The 23,131-nt window shown below is 31.7% G+C and carries 16 protein-coding genes; 7 read left to right on the top strand and 9 right to left on the bottom strand.

Features of this window, described 5'->3' with window-relative positions; translation table 11 throughout:
* Positions 1–62: 62 nt before the first annotated feature.
* Both ACXGQT_RS10955 and trxA read left to right on the top strand, forming a co-directional pair.
* Positions 63–2,153, top strand: a complete 2,091-nt coding sequence (locus ACXGQT_RS10955; protein WP_457828639.1) for a glutamine--tRNA ligase/YqeY domain fusion protein — start codon at positions 63–65, stop codon at positions 2,151–2,153.
* A 239-nt stretch (positions 2,154–2,392) separates the two neighbouring features.
* On the top strand, positions 2,393–2,752 hold the full coding sequence (trxA, locus tag ACXGQT_RS10950; protein WP_457828638.1) for a thioredoxin: 360 nt from the start codon (positions 2,393–2,395) through the stop codon (positions 2,750–2,752).
* Positions 2,753–2,873: 121 nt separating this feature from the next.
* Here the strand turns inward: trxA and ACXGQT_RS10945 are convergent, their stop codons facing one another.
* The 5 genes from ACXGQT_RS10945 to ACXGQT_RS10925 form a co-directional block, all read right to left on the bottom strand.
* Positions 2,874–5,456, bottom strand: a complete 2,583-nt coding sequence (locus ACXGQT_RS10945; RefSeq protein WP_457828637.1) for a hypothetical protein — start codon at positions 5,454–5,456, stop codon at positions 2,874–2,876.
* A 150-nt stretch (positions 5,457–5,606) separates the two neighbouring features.
* Positions 5,607–7,310, bottom strand: a complete 1,704-nt coding sequence (lysS, locus tag ACXGQT_RS10940; RefSeq protein WP_457828636.1) for a lysine--tRNA ligase — start codon at positions 7,308–7,310, stop codon at positions 5,607–5,609.
* Between the two features lie 251 nt (positions 7,311–7,561).
* Complete coding sequence (locus ACXGQT_RS10935) at positions 7,562–8,245, bottom strand: hypothetical protein (RefSeq protein WP_457828635.1); 684 nt, start codon at positions 8,243–8,245, stop codon at positions 7,562–7,564.
* 2 nt (positions 8,246–8,247) lie between these two features.
* The gene (locus tag ACXGQT_RS10930) at positions 8,248–11,187 is read right to left on the bottom strand and encodes an HsdM family class I SAM-dependent methyltransferase (RefSeq protein WP_457828634.1); all 2,940 of its coding nucleotides are present in this window, start codon (positions 11,185–11,187) and stop codon (positions 8,248–8,250) included.
* Between the two features lie 251 nt (positions 11,188–11,438).
* Positions 11,439–11,936, bottom strand: coding sequence for a DUF456 domain-containing protein (locus tag ACXGQT_RS10925; protein WP_457828633.1), 498 nt, complete (start codon positions 11,934–11,936; stop codon positions 11,439–11,441).
* Positions 11,937–12,012: 76 nt separating this feature from the next.
* Here ACXGQT_RS10925 and ACXGQT_RS10920 point away from each other — a divergent pair, with 76 nt between their 5' ends.
* The 4 genes from ACXGQT_RS10920 (at position 12,013) to ACXGQT_RS10905 (ending at position 14,986) form a co-directional block, all read left to right on the top strand.
* Positions 12,013–12,489 carry a hypothetical protein gene (locus ACXGQT_RS10920; RefSeq protein ID WP_457828632.1) on the top strand — a complete coding sequence of 159 codons (477 nt, stop codon included), beginning with the start codon at positions 12,013–12,015 and terminating at the stop codon, positions 12,487–12,489.
* Between the two features lie 215 nt (positions 12,490–12,704).
* Positions 12,705–13,130, top strand: a complete 426-nt coding sequence (locus ACXGQT_RS10915; RefSeq protein ID WP_457828631.1) for a hypothetical protein — start codon at positions 12,705–12,707, stop codon at positions 13,128–13,130.
* Positions 13,131–13,159: 29 nt separating this feature from the next.
* Positions 13,160–13,699, top strand: a complete 540-nt coding sequence (locus tag ACXGQT_RS10910) for an RNA polymerase sigma factor (RefSeq protein ID WP_457828630.1) — start codon at positions 13,160–13,162, stop codon at positions 13,697–13,699.
* The gene (locus ACXGQT_RS10905; RefSeq protein ID WP_457828629.1) at positions 13,700–14,986 is read left to right on the top strand and encodes an outer membrane beta-barrel protein; all 1,287 of its coding nucleotides are present in this window, start codon (positions 13,700–13,702) and stop codon (positions 14,984–14,986) included. It abuts the gene before it with no gap.
* Here the strand turns inward: ACXGQT_RS10905 and ACXGQT_RS10900 are convergent.
* From ACXGQT_RS10900 to ACXGQT_RS10885, 4 genes are all read right to left on the bottom strand, one after another.
* Complete coding sequence (locus ACXGQT_RS10900) at positions 14,983–15,720, bottom strand: SGNH/GDSL hydrolase family protein (protein ID WP_457828628.1); 738 nt, start codon at positions 15,718–15,720, stop codon at positions 14,983–14,985. The two genes, ACXGQT_RS10905 and ACXGQT_RS10900, sit on opposite strands and share 4 nt — an antisense overlap.
* Positions 15,721–15,827: 107 nt before the next feature.
* Positions 15,828–16,532 carry a glycoside hydrolase family 78 protein gene (locus ACXGQT_RS10895; protein ID WP_457828627.1) on the bottom strand — a complete coding sequence of 235 codons (705 nt, stop codon included), beginning with the start codon at positions 16,530–16,532 and terminating at the stop codon, positions 15,828–15,830.
* A 2-nt stretch (positions 16,533–16,534) separates the two neighbouring features.
* A complete protein-coding gene (locus ACXGQT_RS10890) occupies positions 16,535–19,567 on the bottom strand; it encodes a rhamnogalacturonan lyase family protein (protein ID WP_457828626.1) in 3,033 nt (1,010 codons plus the stop codon).
* Between the two features lie 267 nt (positions 19,568–19,834).
* Positions 19,835–20,371: an RNA methyltransferase gene (locus ACXGQT_RS10885; protein ID WP_457828625.1), complete on the bottom strand. Its 537-nt coding sequence runs from the start codon at positions 20,369–20,371 to the stop codon at positions 19,835–19,837.
* Positions 20,372–20,554: 183 nt separating this feature from the next.
* Here ACXGQT_RS10885 and mutS point away from each other — a divergent pair, with 183 nt between their 5' ends.
* On the top strand, positions 20,555–23,131 hold the full coding sequence (gene mutS / locus ACXGQT_RS10880; protein WP_457830818.1) for a DNA mismatch repair protein MutS: 2,577 nt from the start codon (positions 20,555–20,557) through the stop codon (positions 23,129–23,131).

The raw sequence follows: 23,131 nt of genomic DNA, 5'->3' as shown, positions 1-23,131 counted from the left end.
TAATTCGTAATTTTTAATTTGTAATTTTACCGCTTATTATTGCGTGCACACAACTAAAGAACATGGCAGAAGACAAAAAATCATTGAATTTTATAGAACAAATTATTGAAGAAGATTTGGCAAATGGATTAGATAAAAAAAATCTAAGATTCCGTTTCCCGCCAGAACCTAATGGATATTTACACATTGGGCATGCCGCTTCTATTTGTTTAAACTTTGGATTGGGAGAAAAATACAACGCTCCAGTAAATTTACGTTTTGACGACACCAACCCTGCCAAAGAAGAGCAGGAATATGTAGATGCCATTAAACGTGATGTAGCTTGGTTAGGATTTAAATGGGATCAAGAGTTGTATTCCTCTGATTATTTTCAACAATTATATGATTGGACCATTGATATTATTAAAGCAGGTAACGCTTATGTAGACTTACAATCTTCTGAAGAAATTGCTACACAAAAAGGAACACCAACATCACCAGGAACAGATAGCCCTTACAGAAATACTCCAGTTGAAGAAAACTTGGCTTTGTTTGAAAAAATGAAGAATGGAGAGTTTGAAGAAGGAGAAGCTATATTACGTGCCAAAATAGACATGCAACATAACAATATGCATATGCGCGATCCTATTATGTATCGTGTTCTTAAAAAAGCACATCACAGAACAGGAAATGATTGGGTAATTTACCCAATGTACGACTGGACACATGGGGAATCTGATTATTTAGAAAGCATTACTCACTCTTTATGTACTTTGGAATTTAAAAGTCATAGAGATTTATACGAATGGTATTTGGCTCAAGTAGCTGATGCTGATAAAATACAGCCTAAACAACGTGAATTTGCTCGTAGAAACATTAGTTATACGGTAATGAGTAAACGTAAATTGTTGCAATTAGTACAAGAAAACTTGGTTTCTGGTTGGGACGATCCACGTATGCCTACTATTTCTGGATTAAGACGTAGAGGATACACTCCAAATTCTATTAGAAAATTTAGTGAAATTGCAGGAATTTCAAAAAGAGACAATGTAACCGATGTAGCTTTATTAGAATTCTGTATTAAGGATGAATTAAACAAAACAGCACCACGTGTAATGGCTGTTTTGGATCCTATTAAATTAGTGATTGACAACTATCCTGCTGATAAAGAAGAAATTTTAATTGCTGAGAACAACCCAGAAGATGAAACTGCTGGAGAAAGAGAAGTTCCTTTTGCAAAAGAATTATTTATAGAAAGAGAAGATTTTAGAGAACAAGCAAATAAAAAATTCTTTAGACTTAAAATTGGTGGTGAAGTTCGTTTGAAAAACGCTTATATCATTAAGGCAGAATCTGTAGAAAAAGACGAAAACGGAAATATTACAGTAGTTCATTGTACTGCAGATTTAGATTCTCGTTCAGGTTCTGGAACCGAAGCAAGTAAACGTAGAGTAAAAGGAACCATTCACTGGGTTTCAAAAAAACATGCAGTAAAAGCTCAGGTTAATTTATACGATCGTTTGTTTAAAGATGAAGCTCCAGACAGTCACAAAGACATTGATTTTAAACAGTTTATCAACCCAAATTCTTTAGAAGTTATTACGGCTTTGGTAGAACCAAGTTTATTAACTTCTAAACCAGGAGATAGATTCCAATTCCAGCGTAAAGGATATTTCTGCGCAGATGTTGACAGCACCTCTGACAAATTAATTTTTAACAGAACTGTTGGATTGACAGATTCTTGGGCCAAAGAAGAAAAGAAAACTACCGCTCCTAAAAACGATGCTTTTTATGATACTATTATTACGTTAGCAGGTAAATATTTAAAAGCGCGTTCTAACGAAGAAAGAGATGCCCTATTAAGCGAAATTGAGCCTTTAGCAAACAAAGTAAACAAAGAAAATTTAGCAACAAAACTAAACGATGCTATTGCTAACAAAGATGTATTGGCTGGTTTACTAACATTTAAATTTATTGGTATTAACACAGCAGAAGACAAAGCATTTTTAAGCAAAGCATTAGGAATGAAAAACGGAGCTATTAAATTAGAAGCCATTAACATTGTAGTTGCTAATAATGATTTGCTAACAGACAACAAAACAACATTAAAAGCTATTTTAGCTGATGAAAAAAGTCCTTTTATCAAGGAAATTATAGAAAAAGCAATTGCATAAACCTTGCTTTAACTAAACCATAAAGGTTATCTAAAAAATCAATCTCGTCACGCTGAACTCGATTCAGGGTCTCATAAACTAGCATAAGATGCTGGAATAAATTCAGCATGACGTTTACAACAGCATTTTAGATAACCTTTTTTTTCACCATATCCCTATGTCGAAAACACTTATGTAATTTTTGTTACTTGTTTTCGACTTAGTAAATAATATATTTGAAAAAACAAAACAACAACAGAATGGTACAAACAATAACCAAACAAGATTTTTTAGACAAAGTATTTAATTTTGAAAAATCTCAGGAATGGGATTTTGCTGGAGAGGTTCCTGCAATCATCGATTTTTATGCTGACTGGTGTGGACCTTGTAAGGCTTTAGCTCCATTACTAGAAGATTTACAGAAAGAATACAACGGAAAAATAAATATCTATAAAGTAGATACAGAAGCTGAGCAAGAATTGGCTGGTGCTTTTGGAATACGTTCTATCCCTTCTTTATTATTTTGCCCAAAAGGTGAAAAACCACAAATGGCTCAAGGAGCATTACCAAAACAACAATTTGAAGAATTGATTAAAGATATTTTAAAAGTAGAGAAGTAAAAAACACTTTTTTTATCAAAAACAAAAAGCACCTATTCGGGTGCTTTTTGTTTTTCTAAAGATCATTTTTCAATCGTCATTCTGAACTCATTTCAGAGAATCTTATATCTATGATTTAATCCTATTTACCAAACAAACCTTGTATTATTTTTTTACCTGTTTCTTTCGCTTTTTCTTTTACAGACTCTTGCTCCGTTTTGGTAGAATCTTTTTTAACACCTAGTAACTCATTAATTTTTTTAGATGCTTCATCTTTTACTTTCTCTTTTGCCTTTTCTTTTTGGCTATCTACAACCTTTGCTGCCAAAGCACTCACCGCATCTTTCATTCCAGGCATTACGGTTGGTTTGGTAATAGTACCACCTACTTTTACAGCCAAAGGAACTTTTGTGTTTTCTTGATCCGCTCCACTTAATTTACTCACCAAACTTGCTGCTTCTTTCCCTAAATACTTAGCTGGTAAATCAAACTTTAAGTCATAAGCAATTTCATTATCAAAGCTATGCGTTCCGCCAATAGTTACAGGAATTCCTTTTACTTTCATGGTAAACGGCTGTACATTTACTTTACTATCTTTAAAAGTTACTTTGGTTTGTAAATCTTTTAAATCCGTTTTATCAAAATCTAAAAAACTCATTTTATTTTCTGCCAAACTTAAAAACTTATTCTTGCTTGTATCTACTTTATCTACTTGTAAATTGGCAAAAGCATCTCCGGTTAATTGGGATAAATCTGGCATAAAATCGTTTCCTAAAACTCCTTTAACATCTAAATCCGTATCAAAACGACCGCTAAAAGCACTAATGATTGGAGCTATTTTTTGCAACATTCCCATACCGTTAAAAGCACTGGCGATGTCTAATTGCTTTAACTTCATTACAAAATCATATTTAGTAGTTCTTGGCTTGGTGTCTACAAAACCATCTAATGCAATGCCACCTTGAAACATATTAGCTGTTGCATTCTTAAATGTTATTTTCTGATTATTGATCAATGCTCCTCCTTTAAAGTTGGTTAACACAATATCATCATACATCACCTTTTTAGCGTTTACCGTGGCATTCACTTCTATATTTTCTGGAATCTTAAACTGTTCACTCTGAATAGTATCTGTTGTAACAACAGCTGTAGTATCACTTTCATAAAAATCTCCAACTTTAAAAAGACTAGAAGTTGCCGACACATTTCCTTTTAAAATTCCGTTTGAAAACGCATATCCATAAATATTATCTAGACTTCCTTTTAATTGCACATCAGAATCTCCTGTAGTGATGGATGTTTCTTGTAAGGTTACATTTTTGGTATTAAAAACTAGGCCTGCATTTTTTACAAAAACAGGTTTTGGTGTAAAATCAGAACCAACGGTAACTCCCTGTAAATGAACCGACCCTTTGCTATCAATTTTATTATATTGCTCTTTTTCAATAGCATTCATATCAAATGCTGTAGAAATATTAGCTTTTACTATTCCTTTTAAATCATATTCTAAAGGAGGAATTGGATACGCATTTTTTAAGTTTCCTAAATCTACTTGACCTTTTACTGTTGCCTTTACCGTTGGGTTTGAAATCGGTTTGGTGATCAAAGCGTTGGCTGTAAAAACATCTTTAGCAATTTTAAATCCAAAGTTTTTCACCTCAACCACAACATCATCTATAATCCCTGTGGTATTTATTATTTGTGCATTTACATTTATATTTTCTATTTTATTAGGTAAATCCGGATACTTTAAACTTGCATCATCTGTTTTTAACACAATATCTAAAGTAGGAATGGTTGTATCAGAATATTGTCCTTTTACTTTTCCGCTAAAATCTAATGCTCCCGTAGTTTGTACATTTGGAAAATCTGCTGTGTATGCATTTGGAATTAAAGATAATAAACTTTTAAACTCCGATTTCTCCGATTTAAAAGTAAAATCTAAATCATAAGCCTCTTTTAACATCACAAAAACCCCATCAAAAGCTAAGTTTAAATCGTTTATTTTCGCTACGTTATTTTTAAAAGTCAATTTTAAATCATTGGCATAATCTACTCCTACAACTGCATCGTAATTTAGTTTTAAATCTTTTAAATAAGCTACCTCATCCATCATAAAAGAAATGGCATCTGCTGTGGTGTGGGTATCTAAATCAACTTTGTTTTGAGACAAATCTCCACTACCATTGTGATTAAAGTTCACCACCTTAGCACTCATATTACTCACCTCATCTACATAAGTTAGATTGATATTTTCTAAACTATATTCTTGAATAGCTAAAGAGAATGGAGCCGAATCTTCTTCAACTATTTCTTCTTTTTCTTCGGATGGAAATGTAATATCATAATTTGCAATACTGTCTTTATTTACCTTTACATTCACATAAGCATCTGCTAATTTTATACTATTGATTTGAGGTACATCACCCATCAAACTTTTTAAATTGATGTTGATATAGGTATGTCCCACTGCCGCCAAAGTATCTCCAGCAAAAGGAGCTTTATTTATGACTGACAAGTTTTGTAAATCCACAGAAACATTTGGAAAATTTCTGATTAAGGAAATGGATAAATCTTGAAAATCAACATTAGCATTTATAGTATTATTGATTTGTTCTTTGGCTATTTTGGTTATTTTTCCTTTAAAGGCAAAAGGAATTATTAACAGCAACAGAAATATAACTCCTATAAAAATGGCCAATCCTTTTAATATTTTCTTAAGCATGATTTTCTATTTTTTTACAACTAAAGATACTCTAATACTATCTACAGAACAAACTTTTAAGATTGACGTTCATCAATTTTAACATTTGTTTTATATCAAAAAGAGCCTTGCTACATAGTAACAAGGCTCTTTATAAATTATAATAATTAATTACACTTCTTGTAATACAACATTTTTAGCATCTCCATCAACCTCAACTTTAATTAAGTTGTGTTTACTAAGACCTTTCATTCCTTTATCCCAACCTTTACCACTTAAGCCTGCTGCATTTTTTAACGCTGTAATGTCCATTACGCTTTCTTTTTGTAGAATATCTAGAATTACTTTTTCATTATCTGTCAACTCAACAGCAATCGCTTTTTTCTCTGGCCTCATTTGAGGAAAAAATAATACTTCTTGAATAGATTGATTGTTAGTTAAATACATGATTAAACGATCCATTCCAATTCCTAATCCAGACGTTGGAGGCATTCCGTACTCTAAAGCACGTAAGAAATCTTCATCTATAAAATTTGATGCTTCATCATCTCCTCTTTCTGCTAATTTTAATTGAGCCTCAAAACGTTCTCTTTGGTCAATAGGATCGTTTAATTCAGAATATGCATTGGCAACTTCTTTTCCACAAATCATCAACTCAAAACGCTCTGTTAATTCAGGATTATCTCTGTGCTCTTTACACAACGGAGACATTTCTTTTGGATAATCAGTAATAAAAGTTGGTTGAATGTAGTTTCCTTCACATTTTTCTCCAAACATTTCATCAATTAACTTTCCTTTCCCCATGGTATCATCTACTTCGATACCCATTTCTTTAGCAGCAGCTCTTAACTCATCTTCATTTTTACCGGTAATATCAAAACCTGTAAAATGCTTAATAGAATCTGCCATAGTTACTCTAGCAAATGGAGCTTTAAAACTAACTTGGTGTTCTCCAAAAACAATATCTGTAGTTCCGTTTACCGCCATAGCACAGTGCTCTAACAAGTTTTCGGTAAACTCCATCATCCAGTTGTAATCTTTGTAGGCTACGTAAATTTCCATAGCGGTAAACTCAGGGTTGTGGGTTCTATCCATTCCCTCGTTACGGAAGTTTTTAGAAAACTCATACACGCCATCAAAACCACCAACAATTAAACGTTTTAAGTATAATTCGTTTGCAATTCTCATATACAATGGAATGTCTAAAGAATTGTGATGTGTAATAAATGGTCTTGCAGATGCTCCTCCTGCAATAGGTTGTAACACAGGAGTTTCTACCTCAAAGTATCCTTTATCGTTAAAAAAAGAACGCATAGCGTTAAACAACTTGGTACGCTTTACAAATACTTCTTTTACGTGTGGGTTTACCACTAAATCTGCATAACGCTGACGGTAACGCAATTCTGGATCGTTAAATTCATCGTACGTTTTTCCTTCGGCATCTGTTTTAGGTAATGGCAATGGTTTTAAAGCTTTACTCAACAATTTAAAATTGCGAACCATCACAGAAATTTCTCCAACTTGCGTTTTAAACAACTCTCCTTCTATTCCTATAAAATCACCTAAATCTAATAACTTTTTAAAAACATCGTTGTATAAAGATTTGTCATCACCAGTACAAATTTCATCACGATTAAAATATACTTGTATTCTTCCTTCGGCATCTTGAATTTCTCCAAAAGAAGCTTTTCCTTGAATTTTCTTTCGCATTAAACGTCCAGCAATTACTACTTTCTTTCCTTCTTCATATCCTTTCTTAATCTGTTTAGAGTAGTTATCTACAGGAAATAAATCTGCAGGATATGGGTTAATTCCTAAAGCTCTTAATTTGTCAAGCTTTTCTCTTCTTACAATTTCTTGTTCTGATAATTGCATGCTGGTACTTTTTAAATGTATAATGCGTTAATTCTTAGCTGGCAAAGATAATAAGAACTTAAGAATTCGGATGCTAGAAATGACAAGTTATTTTTAAAGCTTCATTGTAGGTGTTTTGGGTGTTCTCCTTCACTAAATTCAGGATCGTGCTTTCCTTACTCGCTTTTGTTTTTTTTTTGCTGAAACAAGTTCAACACAAAAACAAAGAGCTCAAACAGGCCAGTCAATCACTAACACAATAAAAAAATATTCTATTTTAAATTAACAAAATAATGATTAAGAACAATCGTTGATTTATCTATTTTTAGATTTTCAGAAATAGATTTTACCAACCTTATATCTTTAAACCCACACTTATTCACTAACAAGTCTTTAGCAAACCAGTTTAATGAGGAGTCTATTTTCTCATCAATTAAATCTTGAATCCAGCTATTAATAGTACTATACCAATCTTTAACATTTCCATCTTGAACGTATCCAATTATTGCACTATGTTTTAAATCAACACCATGTATGTTATGCTTAAACCGTTCTATACCTCCAGACAACTTTTTCTTGTCGTTCCCTAAAACATATTCTTTCTCTCGATTTTTAGAAATTGCTTTTGTTAATCTTTTTGCCTCTATTGTAAAAAAAGGAGTAGGGTCTAAATAATGTTTAAAGACACCTATATCAACTCGCCTATCAATTCCTTTTATTTGTTTTTGTTTTGTTTCTGGCTGAAAAATAAAGGGCTGTGATTTTGAATAAAAACTTAATATTTTCCCTAGCTGTTCATTAAGACTTTCTTCTGAATCACTTACTTTTCCTTTAAAATGTTTTTGAAATTCATATAATGCATCTTCTAAAAACTCAATCAATTTTGCTTTGATTGTTCCCTTTTTAATTGAAGGACTAGGAATTTTTAATATTGAATTATAATTGTCTTTTAACATAATTAATACCCTGCTTTATAAAGATCAATAATAGTCTCATCAGCATCTCTTAAAGCTATTGATTGCAACCAATACCTTAACTCTTTTGGTTTAATTAAGTAAATTAAATCTCCATCATAAATTTTTAACACTCTATTTATTCTATAACTAATCCCTATTTTGTTATAAACAAGTTCCGCTATATAATCTTCAATTTCTTCCTCTGTTTTTAATATTTCTGAAACAGCACTTTCAATTCCGTATTCAAAAATAGTACATATAAAGGTTTCTGTTTGATATACATTTTGCAAACAGTATCTATTTAATTCAGTTTCAAATAAAGAATTCAAGACCTCACAAAACACATTACCAAAACTAATTAACTCTTTTTTAGAAGCTATTTCTAAAACTTTCACATTAGTGTCTTTTCCTAAAAATTCCAAACCATACGTCAAAGTATCATTAATTATAATTTCATCAAACTTTGTCAATTCAATGTCTTTTTCATCTTCTGGAAAAGGAAGATTCATAATATCTTGTTTGTACACTGGAAAAGTTGATTTTGTTACTCCTGCTCTAGCACTTGTTGTAATTAAATAAAAGCGATATAATTGATTTTTATGAATACGCTTTTTTATTTTTAAAAGTAAATCTTTATCTTCTGGAGGCGAATGAATCCCAACTATCTCATTTCTATATGTGAGATAATTTTCAGTATAATATACTGGAATAGATTCTTTACCAAGACTTCTTTTAATTAACAATAAGGGAGGAGTAAATATTTCTTTCTTCCTAATAGCCTCAATATATTCCTGCTCAAAAACCGGAACTATATCTATATTTTTAATTCCTTCTTCATTAAACTTATTTGTCGAGATACTTGGTTGTTTAAAAATTACTTTATCATTATCTCTATTCTTCTTGTTTCCAATAAAAAAACCAACACCTATTGACCATCCCGATTTCGTTACCTTTTCTTCTAAATATCTACCTAAGTTTGAAAACTCTGAAAGTTTTTTAACCAAACTAATCAAACGACCTCCTCCCAATAAATTAGACTTCCATACAAAAGGATTTTCTAACGCATCATTTTTACATACTTTATGAAAATCGTAATGATCGATTTCAAAATACTGTCGTTCTTTTGCTGACTTTAATTTTTTAACTGTAACGTGATAAATTGGATTTTTGTCAGGAATTTTATTTTCTAAAAAAAATGCAGACACAGCAACATTTTTCTTATTCCCTTTATTTTTAAATAGAATATTACTTAAATAAGTAAAGTCTATAATTTGAGGAATATTATACTCATTAAATAACCACTTTCTAAAGTTTATTGGTTTTTGGGAATTATTATATAATAAGGGGCCTGATGGTAAAATAAAAGAAAGTAAGCCTTTTTCTTCCTTAACTAACTTCATTCCTACCAGAGTGAAAAGTAATGAACTTTGAAATTTTGGGATTGGTACTTCTAAATTTAAATTTGAAATGAAACTCATAACCTTAGAATCTTTTACTCCATATTCCACAAAAGGAGGATTACCAATAATTAAATCATATTCTTTATTTTTGTTTTCTATATACCAATCAAAAAAATCAGAACTAACCACATTCTCATTTAAATTGTCAAAACGCAAATTTTCCCATATAACTTTCGGAGATAAAATATCACAAAGCGTTAAACTTAAACTAAAAATAGCTAGATCTACGGCCTCGCTTGCAATATCAACTCCATAAATACTTTCTTTTAAAAGTCTTTTTAATTCGTCTAGATTTTCTTTTCCAGGAAAAATCCATTTTCCTGTTTTTTCATAATTAGTAACTCTCCACCAATCAATAATTCTTTTATAAGCCGAAACAAGAAAAATTCCAGACCCACAAGCAGGGTCTAAGATTTTAAAATTCTTTTTAGGATGATTGATAGGCATACATTCATCAACCATAAAACCAACTAAATAAGAAGGTGTATAAGCAACACCTGTATTATTATCTGATTCCAGAAACATTTCATAAATACTACTTATCAATTCAATCGGTAGATAATTGAAAGAGTACAGTTTCCAAAACACAAATTGATTATTATCTAATGTTCCCGACAAGAAATCAGCGAGTGGCGATAAATCTTTATCACTTATTTGTTCTTTGAACTCCTTAGATAAATGAAAAATTTTCCCATTAAAATGATGACTTAAATAATCAAATAGGCTTATCGTATACTTATTTCCTTTTCTTATTGTTTCAATAAAACTCTCTGAGTAACCAAAAATCTCTTGATTAAAAAAATCAGCAGTAAAAACTCTTGTTTCATTTCCTTTTTCATCAATGTCAACCCTTTCTTCTAAATATTTAACTAGAATTCCTAAAACTAATAATTTGTTAGCAATATTTTTGTCTAGCCTTATAACATCTAAAAATCTATTTCTTGTTACTTTAAGTTGTGAAATAAGTTTTTCATAAGCCGTCTCACTATAACCAAAATCATATTCAGTTTCTTCCCAAAAAGAACCATTATCAAATTTTTTTCCTGAAAACTCTTTATATTTCTTAATAGCTTCTCCTGAAATTTTTAAAACTTCAAATGGAGATACTTCTAATTCCCCTTTTTTATTTTGTTTAACTGGTTTTGAGGAGTTAAAAAACTTTATTTCTGATTTTGTAATGATAAGATATAACCTAACCTCAGTACTACTCCAAATATTCTTATGAACATCAACCACATCTTGTTCACTAGATGTAAAATCATAAACATATAATTGAGGTTTAGAAGACCTACTTGAATCTATGAACTTTCTAAAATAAACTCCTGCAGCTCCTACTTTTTTAGCTTTTTCTAGTGATAATTTCTGATAAAAATCTATATCAGGATTTTCAATCTCAGAAGTCAACAACAATCCACAAGGATTTTCATCAGTATTAAACATCTCAAGTTGAGACAATCCACTAATAAACTCTGTTGATTTCATTTTATTTATTAAATATTTAATTTGAATATACAAAAATGCGATAAATTGAATTAACGAAAACTACAATTTAAAAGAATTATCTATATTTATCTATTCTACAATTAAAATAAACAGCATTCCATTGTGTACAATCCATCAAAAAAAGTACCTTTGTACTGTTGTTGTAGAACTACGCAAGTAGTTTTAGGGTTTAATTACCAATGGAAAGCTTCCCTTTTACGGGTTGCTTTTTTTATTTATAGCTATTTGTGTTAAAAGAAACCATTTTTGTTTTCTATCACTATCTTCATATAATACACCAAGAACACAATTCCTACAATCAACTTAATTCCTGTAGAAAAAAAGAAACCAATTACAGAACCTATCGAAGCTCTAATTGCTTTTTTAACATCTTTAGCATTATTTATTAATTCTCCTATAAAAGCCCCTAAGAACACTCCTAAAATCATTCCAACAGGAGCAAAAAGTAACCCAACAATTAAACCTATGGTAGACCCCCATACACCATATTTACTACCTCCAAATTTTTTAGTTCCAATGGCAGGAATTACATAATCAGCAATTACAACCAAAACAGCAATTGCCAAAGTAATCCCTAAAAACATCCAATTATTTTCTACTTTATTGGTTAAATGGAGTAACAACAAGCCCAACCAACCTGTTGGAGGACCTGGAATAATGGGCAAAAAAGAACCTATAATTCCGCCAACGACTAATAAAAAACCAAAAAACAGCAATATATAATCCATAACAGCCTTTCTTTTAAAGCAATATACAGCAATCTTCTTAAAAAAATGTATTTTTGAACCAACTGAGAAGCTACACATGAACAAACTGATTGCCATTCTTTTAGCATTAACTCTTTTCTCTTGCGAAAAGATTTGTTCTGTGACCTCTATTTTATGCAAAGGGAGTACAAAAAAAATAGAATTTATTGATTTTACACAAATAGACCAGTTTCCACAATTTAAAAACTGTGATGAGATATTAAGTTTTGAAGAAAGTAAAACTTGCTTTGAACAAACAATACACAACCAAATAAGTGATCGAATTCAACAATTAAAACTCATCACCAAAGAAAATATTACAGACACTTTACAAATTCAATTTACTATTGACAAAAACGGACATTTTTTGTGCAATAAAATTATTGCCAAAGACTCCCTAAACATTAAACTACCAGACCTGTCTTTGGAAATTCAAAAAATCATTCAAACTTTACCCTCAATCAATCCTGCTCAAAAAAGAGGGATTCCTGTAGCTTCTACCTATACCATTCCCTTGGTAATTAACACCAAATAATTTTTTAGTTAAATAAATTATCATCTTTATTATTTAACAACACGCAACCTTTTATAAAGTTTTACATCTACTGTATAGACATTAAAAACAAAGCTTTATGATTAGATTAATTTTTATGCTGACCCTTATTCATCTTTTATATTATCTAGATGTTTTTAACGCAACCTTTCGCAAACTTAGGCATCTATCAATTAACAACCCTAAATAGAAAAATTATGAAACGTTTATTATTTATTTCAATTTTCGCATTTTTTTTAACATCATGTTTAAATGATGATGATGACATCAATCAAAATTATCACTTTGATACCATTCCCGTAGCATCTATAACACTACCTGATTCTTTTGAGCTAAATGAAATGTACGACATTACTATTAACTATAACTTACCTGACAGTTCTCACAGTTTTTATCAACTGTATTTTGAACACAACAACAAGGAAAGAATAGTTGCCGTTATTACTTATGTAAACGAAGATGTGTCTGCTACCGGTCCTGTTATTAACAAAGACTATACTTTTAAATTAACTGCCGCTCAAGAAGAAGAATACATTTTTAAAATTTGGAAAGGTAAAGACGAAAACAACGAAGATGTTTACGAAACCTTTACAGTACCTGTAATTGATCCTAGCCAAAATTAAAAACTATATTAGTATAGTTAATTTAATGTATGGATATTAAAAAACTCATTAAAGAATGTCAGCAAAACAAAACTCAATCGCAATCTAAGCTATACGAGTTGTTTGCTGCTAAACTTTATGCTGTTTGTTATAAATATTCGCGCAACCAACAAGAGGCTGAAGATACTTTACACGATGGATTTATTACTATTTTAAAAAAAATAAACCAATATCAACACAAAGGATCTTTTGAAGGCTGGATGAAAAGAATTGTAATTAATACCGCTCTTGAAAAATATAGAAAAGAGAAAGTTTTTCCGTTAATTTCGGAAGAAATTGAGGATGATGTAACAATTGAAATTGATGAAGAAAACACTAGTATTGATGAATTATTAAATCACATTCAAAAACTCCCTAACAGATACCGATTGGTTTTTAACCTTTATGTTTTAGATGGTTATTCTCATAAAGAAATTGCCAATATGTTAGAGATTTCAGAAGGAACCTCAAAATCTAATTTATCTAGAGCCAAAGTAATATTAAAAAAATCATTAGAAACTCATCAGCAACAAAACCTGAATTCCCTATAAATGAAGGAACCTAAAAACATAGAAAGATTGTTTCAAGAAAAACTAAAAGACTTGGAAATGGCTCCAAATCCGGCAGTTTGGAATAAAATTGAACAATCTATGGCTAGTCCTAAAAAATCTAAAAAAGGATTTATTTGGTGGCTTTCAGGTACTGTTGCTGCTTTATTTTTAATTGGTTTCTTCCTTTTTACTAATAAATATTTTATTAAACCAGAAACCGCTTCTAAAGAGATTGTTAAAGAGAAAAAATCTGACAGTACCTATACTGAAAAGAACACACTTAAAAAAACAGAATCAACTTTAGCTAAAAAAGCAGAAAAAATTAAAAACACTGTTGAAAACTCAACAAACAAAAAAAATAAAATTGCAGAGACACCCCCTCTACAACCAAAAAAAAATATTAGTACAAACCCTACCCTTAATCAAATCGAACCCTCTAATAAAATTGCTAATAACACATCTAAAGAAACACCAAATATTTCCACCAATATTTTAAACAAAGATGCTACAACCTCCATTAGTGAAAAACAAAACTTAGCAGCTGTAATAGAAAAAGAAAACGTTATAAGCCCCCTAAAAAAAACAAAGTACTGGAGCATTGCTCCCGTGGTATCTGAGTTGTTCTACAATACAATTTCTAATAAATCTCCAGTAGACAGTAGTTTAGACAATGCTTCAAAAAAAGGAGAAAGCTCCACTTCTTTTGGACTAAAAATTGCGTACCAAGCTTCTAAAAAATGGAGAATACAAACAGGAATACATAAAGTAGATTTGGCACAAACAACGGAAAACATTGCCATATCAAGCATTAGCAGAAGTTCGTCATTTGCAAACTCTAGTCAAACAGTAAGTACTCCTAATATTAGTAATAATGAGGAAATCACTTTTATTGATTCTAATGCTGATAACGAGGTTAGAAAAACCGAGAATAACAATAAGCTAAGACAAAGCTTTGGGTATATAGAAATTCCTGTTGAAATTAACTATCAATTGTTTGAAACAAACAAAATGCAATTTCATTTAGTAGGTGGAGTAAGTAGTTTGTTTTTAACTAAAAACAATTTACAAATTCAAAACCCTAACTATTCTTATTCAAATGGAGAAGCAACCAATTTAAATGATGTAAACTTTAGTTTTAACCTAGGAACAGCTATTGAATATCATTTTACCAACAGATGGTTTTTTAACCTATCACCTATGTTAAAAATGCAAACACAAACTTTTAGTAATACAGATAATAAACCCTATTTATTGGGTGTTTCTACAGGAATTAATTATAAGTTTTAATTCATCATTTTTTCCACAAACAAAGGAAGTAACCTCTTTACAAATTTTGCATAAGCCAAAGCCGATGGATGCAAACCATCATTAGCTACTAAATTTGGGTTATTTAAACCTTGCATTGTAATGTCTGTAATATTTAAAAAAGTAATGCCGTTTGTTTCGCAATACCTTTTTGCAAAACTATTATACTCAGCAATTTCTTCTGAAATAGAAATATTTTCACCTCCAAATGGAGTATAAGCATAATCTGGAATAGACAAAACTACCACATGATTTTTATTGCCATTGGCATAAACAATAGATTTGCTAACCAATTCAGGAAACTCTTTTTCATAAACATGAAAAGAAACTCCTTGATATTGATTATTTACTCCTATTAATAAAGTCACAAAATCATAATCTTCATCAACTTCTTGTAATGCCAAAGCACTTAAAAGACTACTTGTTTTCCAACCCGTTCTAGCAACAATTTTTAAATTGATGTTTTCCACTTTGGTAAAATTGCTAATTAACTTTTGTTTTAATTGTTCAGGATAATTACAAGTACTACAAACACTTTCTCCAATAGTATAACTATCTCCTAAAGACAGTATTTTGTAATCGCTTTCTAGAACAACCTCAGGATCTATAACCTCTAGCTCAATTGAATTCTCCTGAATAATTTCTGAAACTGCAGGTTTACCACACGCAAGCACACAACACAAAAAAAAAATATATAATAAGTTAAATTTTCTCATATTTTATATACGAGAAAAATATACAATGGTTTTTGTAAAAAACAAATTTCTACAAAAAAAGGCTAATCAAAAAATGACTAGCCTTTTCTTATATCAAAAAAAAATTTCTAATTGGTCGTAAAACTCCAAACAGATCCGTTGGTTTTTCCTCCTTTATCATCCATTACATCTACTTTCCAAAAATAAGTAGTTGACGTTTCTAACGTAGGCGTATCTGCAAACGTAGCTGTTGTGTTTTCTTTTATTTTATCTAGACTAGTTGCATCTGTTCCAAAATAAACATCATATGTCAAAACATCATTTACATCCACATCTTTAGCATTCCACCTTAACCTAACGGTTGGTCCGTCTTGGAATGAATCTTCTTTAGGCTGGACTGCTTGCGCTAAAAAAGGCAAATGATTGGTAATTGCAACTGCTTCTGTATAAAAACTATTTACAGTAGAATACTCGCTTGATTCATTGTTGTTATCAACCGCCTTTACTCTCCAATAATAAGCTGTTCCTTTACTAAGTGTAAAAGCTTCGTTTAATGAAGATACCATTTCAGATTTTACAACATCTGTAAACTGATTATCTTTTGCTATCTGTACCTGGTAACTAATAGCATCTCCTTCAGCATCTGTGGCTCTATTCCATTCAAAATCTACAGTATTATCAACACAAAGTGTATTGTCTGCTGGTACTTTTAATACAGGAATTGTTGGTGCAGTATTTTCAGGTTCTTGTGGCTCAATATCTTCACTTCCACCACCTCCACCACAAGAGAACAACAGTAAAGTTACTAAACTAGTATATATTATTTTTTTCATGATTATTTTTTTATGATGGTTAAACTTAATGGAGTCTCTGCTAATATTCTAGCCAAATAAACCCCTGAAGCTTCATTTTCTATATCAAGTTGTACTTTTTGATTTACAACAGAATAAAGCCCTTTTAAAACCTGCTGTCCTTGTGCTGAATAAAGCTCTACTGAAACTTCACTTAACTTAGTAGGAACTGTTATTTCAGTACCTTTATTTGTTGGATTAGGGGATGCGGACACATATTCAGATGCATTAAGAATTTTTTCTGTGTATGTCCCTTCACATGGTTTTGCTGTTTTAACCTCAACCAAATCTCCTTGTTTTACGGACATTGTAAAGTTTTTAGAAGATGTTTCCAGTTTAGAAACTCCATTCACAAACACTTTATAAGGAGCTGTACCTTCTTCTATCTCCATATCCAATTCATTTATACTTACTTTTGATGATCCTAATAAAATTTCAGCCTCATCAATGGTTATAGAAAAACACTGTTCATAATCCTTCCCAGTTATAGTAATACAAACCGGATAAGTACCAGGAGCTAAATCGGAAACTATTAAAGTATTCCCATCAAAACTATAATCTGTTCCATTTAAATTTGCAACATAACTATGAGTTTGAACAGCATTAATTGTTAATGTACCGTTATCATGATCTGCACAGGTTTCTGAAGCTGTTCTAATGGTAAAGTTATCATAAGGTATTGATATTTCCGAAGCTGATATAGACACCGTAGCAATATTACTATAAGATACTCCATCGGTTACTTTATAAGTAAAACTATCCGTTATTGAGTTGGACGATCCATCATGAACATATGTAAATGTACCATCAGCATTAAGAGTTAATGTTCCATTGGTCACATCTGTTACCAGCTCTGCAGTAAGCTTATTCTTTTCAGGATCTGTATCATTATCTAAAAGACTACGAGCACCCCCTACCAAAGAAGATGTAGAACCACCTTCAGCAACAGTAACTTCATCAGCTACTGCTGTAGGTGCTAAGTTTTCTGCTTTATTAATCATAATATTAGATGCTGGCACACCTTCCATATCATATCCTAAATAATAACCAGGATGTGGCGGTTGGTTATAGTCATTATTCTGCCACGCAATTGCTACTCTATACATAGGATCATGCATTAGTGTAGGAATTCTATGCTCTGTTAAAATATCAGTAGTTACAATTACCAAAGCAGTGTTATCTGATCTTCTAAACATAATTTCTTCTCTCCAATCTCCAAACAAATCTCCAGACAAAGCTGCATTAGATTTGGTAGAGTTATTTGTAGTCACTGGATAATCATTATAAATAGTCCATAATCGACTTCTACTTTGAGTATTGCTTATCCATTTTTCAATGACCTGTCTATCTAGCAATTCACGTCCTAAATCACCATCCCACCATACAGCAGAATTAACCCCCATAATACCTCCTGTTGGTTTTTCTGTTCCTATTTCTCCTTCTTGCACGTTGTAAAAATTCCCAGAAGAAGCCCACATCTCATAACCTTTATGATCTGGATCAACATCCGAAGCCAATCCACGACCAACATCTCCCGTGGTTTCGACACCATATATAGTTTCTCCTGTTTTAGCATCTAAAAGTCTTATTCCTTGACCATCATAACAACTTGGGCACTCTAAAGGTAACCAAATCTCTAACCCTGGTCTATCTGGATCCATATCAGACATATGTAAAGCATCACCATGCCCATTACCATTAGACCATAAAAGCGTACCATCATCATCAATAGCACTAGATCCATTAATAATTTCATCTTTACCATCCCCATCTACATCTCCAATGGTTAACTGATGATTTCCTTGTCCAGAAGCTGCATTATTTCCTGGATTACTTGGGTCTTTACTATCAAAAATCCAACGCAATGTAAGTTCTCCATCTCTCCAATCGTAAGCAGCACGAACCAACTTAGCATAATATCCTCTACCTGTAATAATACTAGGTTTTTCTCCATCTAAGTAAGCCACTGCCATTAACAAACGATCTTGACGATTCCCATAACCATTACCACCATCTCTCCAATCATCTTTATGTCCTCTATTAGGCTCATAAGGCACGCTAGCCATTGCAGCTCCAGTAATTCCATTAAAAATGGTTAACCATGCTGGCCCTTCTTGAATCCAACCCGATCTATTACGATAATCAGCATTGGGATCTCCAATTACATTTCCTACACCATCAACAGTCCCATCAGCAGTTCTTAGAGCTACTTCTGCTTTACCATCTCCATCAAAATCATACACAGCAAATTGATTCATATGAGGCCCTGAATTGACATTATTTCCTAAGTTTATACGCCATAATAAGGTACCATCCAACCTGTAACAATCAAAGATTTGTTGGCCATTTATTCCACCTGCATTGTGGTTTACAACTGTTGGAGACCACTTTAATACAATTTCATATTCTCCATCTCCATCCATATCTCCAACACTAGCATCATTAGCTGTATAAGTATAATCTAATCCCTCAGGATAATACACCCAACCTGATTCCTCTTGATGATCTCCAGGTGCTGTTGTATTCCCTGGTGGAATTTGTAATGGAATTGTTATTTGGTTATCCTCCCATACAGCCACAGCTTTTGAGGCCTCTCCTTCTACACCATCAATCATAGGCTTTACAGTATAAACGGCAACTCCTCCAGAAGTGAAATCTATAAAATTGGTTGAATTTGTTATGGGATCTGTATTTACTTTTACATTACCGCGATATACATTAAACGCAATATTTGAGGGATCTGTTCCTAACAATCTCCAGCTTAAAAACACTTGATTACTCGCTTTTTGGGTAGCAATTAAACCTCTATCCAAATATTCCATTTGTTTGGGACTTGTAACAACATCACTAGACAAGGATACTGTTTTAGAATATTTTCCTCCCACATCTTCTGCTATTACCTCTTGAGCAAAAAGTCCCTGTTGCATTACAACAAATAAAGTAAGCAACACTGTTTTTTTAAAGATCATTTGTCCTAAGACAGAATACATCCATTTAAATAATAATTTGTTTTTCATTTAATTTAGTAGTTGGTTAAATGTAAAATCCATACACAATAGAGTTCACAACCACTAAATTAACCTCTTAGCACACCAAAAGCATCCTGCTGTTACCTGTTATCAATCTAAGATAATAGATAAAACCCAATCAATACAAGACACTTTTTTACCATTTAAAAAAAACAAGAACCTAAAAATCAAATAGTTAATCCAAAAATACTATATCATCAACTAACAATAATATATTTTACAAATTCAATAAAATATATTGTGTTTTAAAAAGAATTAATCAGAAAACTTAAACTTTTTAAATAAATCCCAAAGTACAATTCCGGTAGTAACAGAAATGTTTAAAGAGTGTTTGGTTCCGTATTGTGGAATTTCAATACAAAAATCAGAATGGTTAATTACTTCTTGTTGAACACCTTTCACCTCGTTCCCCATCACAATCGCATATTTCTGATTTGGCTCAACTGTAAAGTCTTGTAATTTTACACTGTTTTCTGCCTGTTCAATGGCACAAACTTTTACCTGATCTGCTTTTAATTTTTCAACCAAAGTCAAAGTATCTTCTACATATTCCCAATCTACAGACTCTGTAGCTCCCAAAGCTGTTTTGTGAATTTCTTTGTTGGGCGGAGTAGCTGTAATTCCACACAAATAAATTTTCTCAATTACAAATGCATCACTTGTTCTAAACACAGAACCAATATTATTTAAACTTCTAATATTGTCTAAAACTACAATTAAAGGTGTTTTATCTGATGCTTTAAAAGCCTCAACATCTAACCTATTTAATTCTTTGTTTTTAAGTTTACGCATTGTTTTTATTTTAAGAAGTGTCAAAATTAGCGTATTTCTCTTAAAACTGATGAAATTGTCAATAGAACCTTAATAACTTTTTAACTTATCTTTCTTCCTTTTCCTTAAAAAATTTAATTTCGCTAAGAATCTAAAAAAATCAGACTAGTGGCTAAAACCAAAGCAAAAAAAGAAACTCCTTTAATGAAACAATACAACGGTATTAAGGCTAAATATCCTGATGCGATGTTGTTGTTTAGAGTAGGAGATTTTTACGAGACTTTTGGTACCGATGCGATAAAAGCCGCTAAAGTTTTAAACATTACCCTAACCAAACGTGGAGCAGGTAGCGATTCTGAAACTGCATTGGCAGGATTTCCACATCATTCCTTAAACACTTATTTACCTAAATTGGTAAAATCTGGGTTACGTGTGGCTATTTGCGATCAGTTAGAAGACCCTAAAATGACCAAAACCATTGTAAAACGTGGTGTTACAGAATTGGTTACCCCAGGTGTAGCGTTAAACGATGAAGTTTTACAATCTAAAAACAATAACTTTTTAGCTTCTGTACACTTTGGAAAGAAAAATTTAGGGGTTTCTTTTTTGGATATTTCTACAGGAGAATTTTTAGCCGCTCAAGGAGATACTGCTTATATAGATAAATTATTACAAAACTTTTCGCCAAGTGAAGTTTTGGTAGAAAAGAAAAACAAAGTTTTGTTTAACGAAACTTTTGGAGATAGATTCCATACTTTTTATTTAGATGATTGGGTTTTTCAAATAGAATTTGCTACTGAAAGTCTTTTAAATCACTTTAAAGTAAATTCTTTAAAAGGATATGGTGTAGAAAATTTGCCCGAAGGAATAATTTCTTCTGGAGCTATTTTATACTATTTATCAGAAACACAACACAATCAACTAAATCACATTACTGCTATTCAACGAGTTCACGAAAATGAATATGTTTGGATGGACAGGTTTACGGTTCGTAACTTAGAATTATATCATTCTACCAACGAAAATGCCGTTACGCTTTTAAGCATTATAGACCAAACCAACTCCCCAATGGGAGCACGTTTGTTAAAACGTTGGTTGGCCTTGCCTTTAAAAGAATCCAATCAAATTATCAAAAGACATGAAGTGGTAAATTACTTTATGAATCATGATGATTTTCACAAAACCACTCAATATCAAATCAAACAAATAAGTGATATTGAACGATTGATTTCTAAAGTCGCTACAGGAAAAATAAATCCTAGAGAAGTAGTTTATTTAAAACAATCTTTAGATGCTATTATTCCTGTAAAAAAAGCTGCTGAACAAAGTGATAATATCACCCTAAAAGCCATCGGGGAACAATTACAAGATTGTACTTTATTAAGAGAAAAAATTGCTACTATTTTGGTGAATGATGCTCCGGTAAGCATTAACAAAGGAAATTCCATTGCCTCTGGAGTTTCTGAAGAACTTGATGAACTTAGAAACATTTCTAACTCTGGTAAAGATTATTTAGACAATCTGGTAAAAAGAGAAACGGAAAGAACCGGAATTACTTCATTAAAAATAGCCTTTAACAATGTTTTTGGCTATTATATAGAAGTAAGAAACACTCATAAAGACAAGGTTCCAGAAGATTGGATTAGGAAACAAACTTTGGTGAATGCTGAAAGATATATTACCGAAGAGTTAAAAGAATACGAAACCAAAATTTTAGGTGCCGAAGAAAAAATAGCTCAATTAGAACAACAAATCTTTAGCAAATTAATTCAGTTTTTAATTGACTATATTCAACCTATTCAGTTAAACGCAAACTTAGTTGCTCAGTTAGATTGTTTGTGTGGATTTGCCACATTGGCCATGCAAAACAGCTATGTTCGCCCAACCATTGATGAAAGTACCGAAATTGAAATTAAAAATGGTCGTCATCCTGTAATTGAAAAACAATTGGCTTTTGGAGAAGAATATATTGCTAATGATATCAATCTAAACAGAAATCAGCAACAAATTATTATGATTACCGGACCAAACATGTCTGGTAAATCGGCCATTTTAAGACAAACTGCATTGATTGTTTTATTGGCACAAATGGGAAGTTACGTACCTGCACAACAAGCTAGAATTGGAGTGGTAGATAAAATATTTACTCGTGTAGGAGCCAGTGATAATATCTCTATGGGAGAATCTACTTTTATGGTAGAAATGAACGAAACTGCTAGTATTTTGAACAACGTATCAAAACGCAGTTTGATTTTGTTAGATGAAATTGGACGTGGAACTAGTACTTATGATGGAATTTCTATTGCTTGGGCCATTGCAGAATATTTACACGAGCATCCTAGTCAAGCTAAAACATTATTTGCCACACATTATCACGAACTAAATGATATGGCAAGTACCTTTACTCGTGTAAAAAACTTTAACGTATCTGTAAAAGAGTTAAAAGATAAAGTTATTTTCTTACGTAAATTAACTGCCGGAGGAAGCGAACACAGTTTTGGTATTCATGTAGCTAAATTGGCCGGAATGCCTCAAGCTGTAATTCACAGAGCCAACAAAATGTTAACTCAACTAGAAAAAAGTCACGGTTTAGAAAACAACAAAGCCAAAATTGAATCTGTAGAAAAAGAAGATGATTATCAACTAAGTTTTTTCCAGTTAGACGACCCTTTATTAGAAGATATTAAAGAAGAAATTTTAGCCACCAATATTGATAATCTTACCCCAGTAGAAGCACTAATGAAGTTAAACGAAATCAAAAGAATGTTAACAGGTAAGTAA

The sequence above is a fragment of the Wenyingzhuangia sp. IMCC45467 genome, from assembly GCF_054111205.1.
Note: the sequence above shows the minus strand (reverse complement) of the source record. Positions and strands in the feature narration are given on the sequence as shown.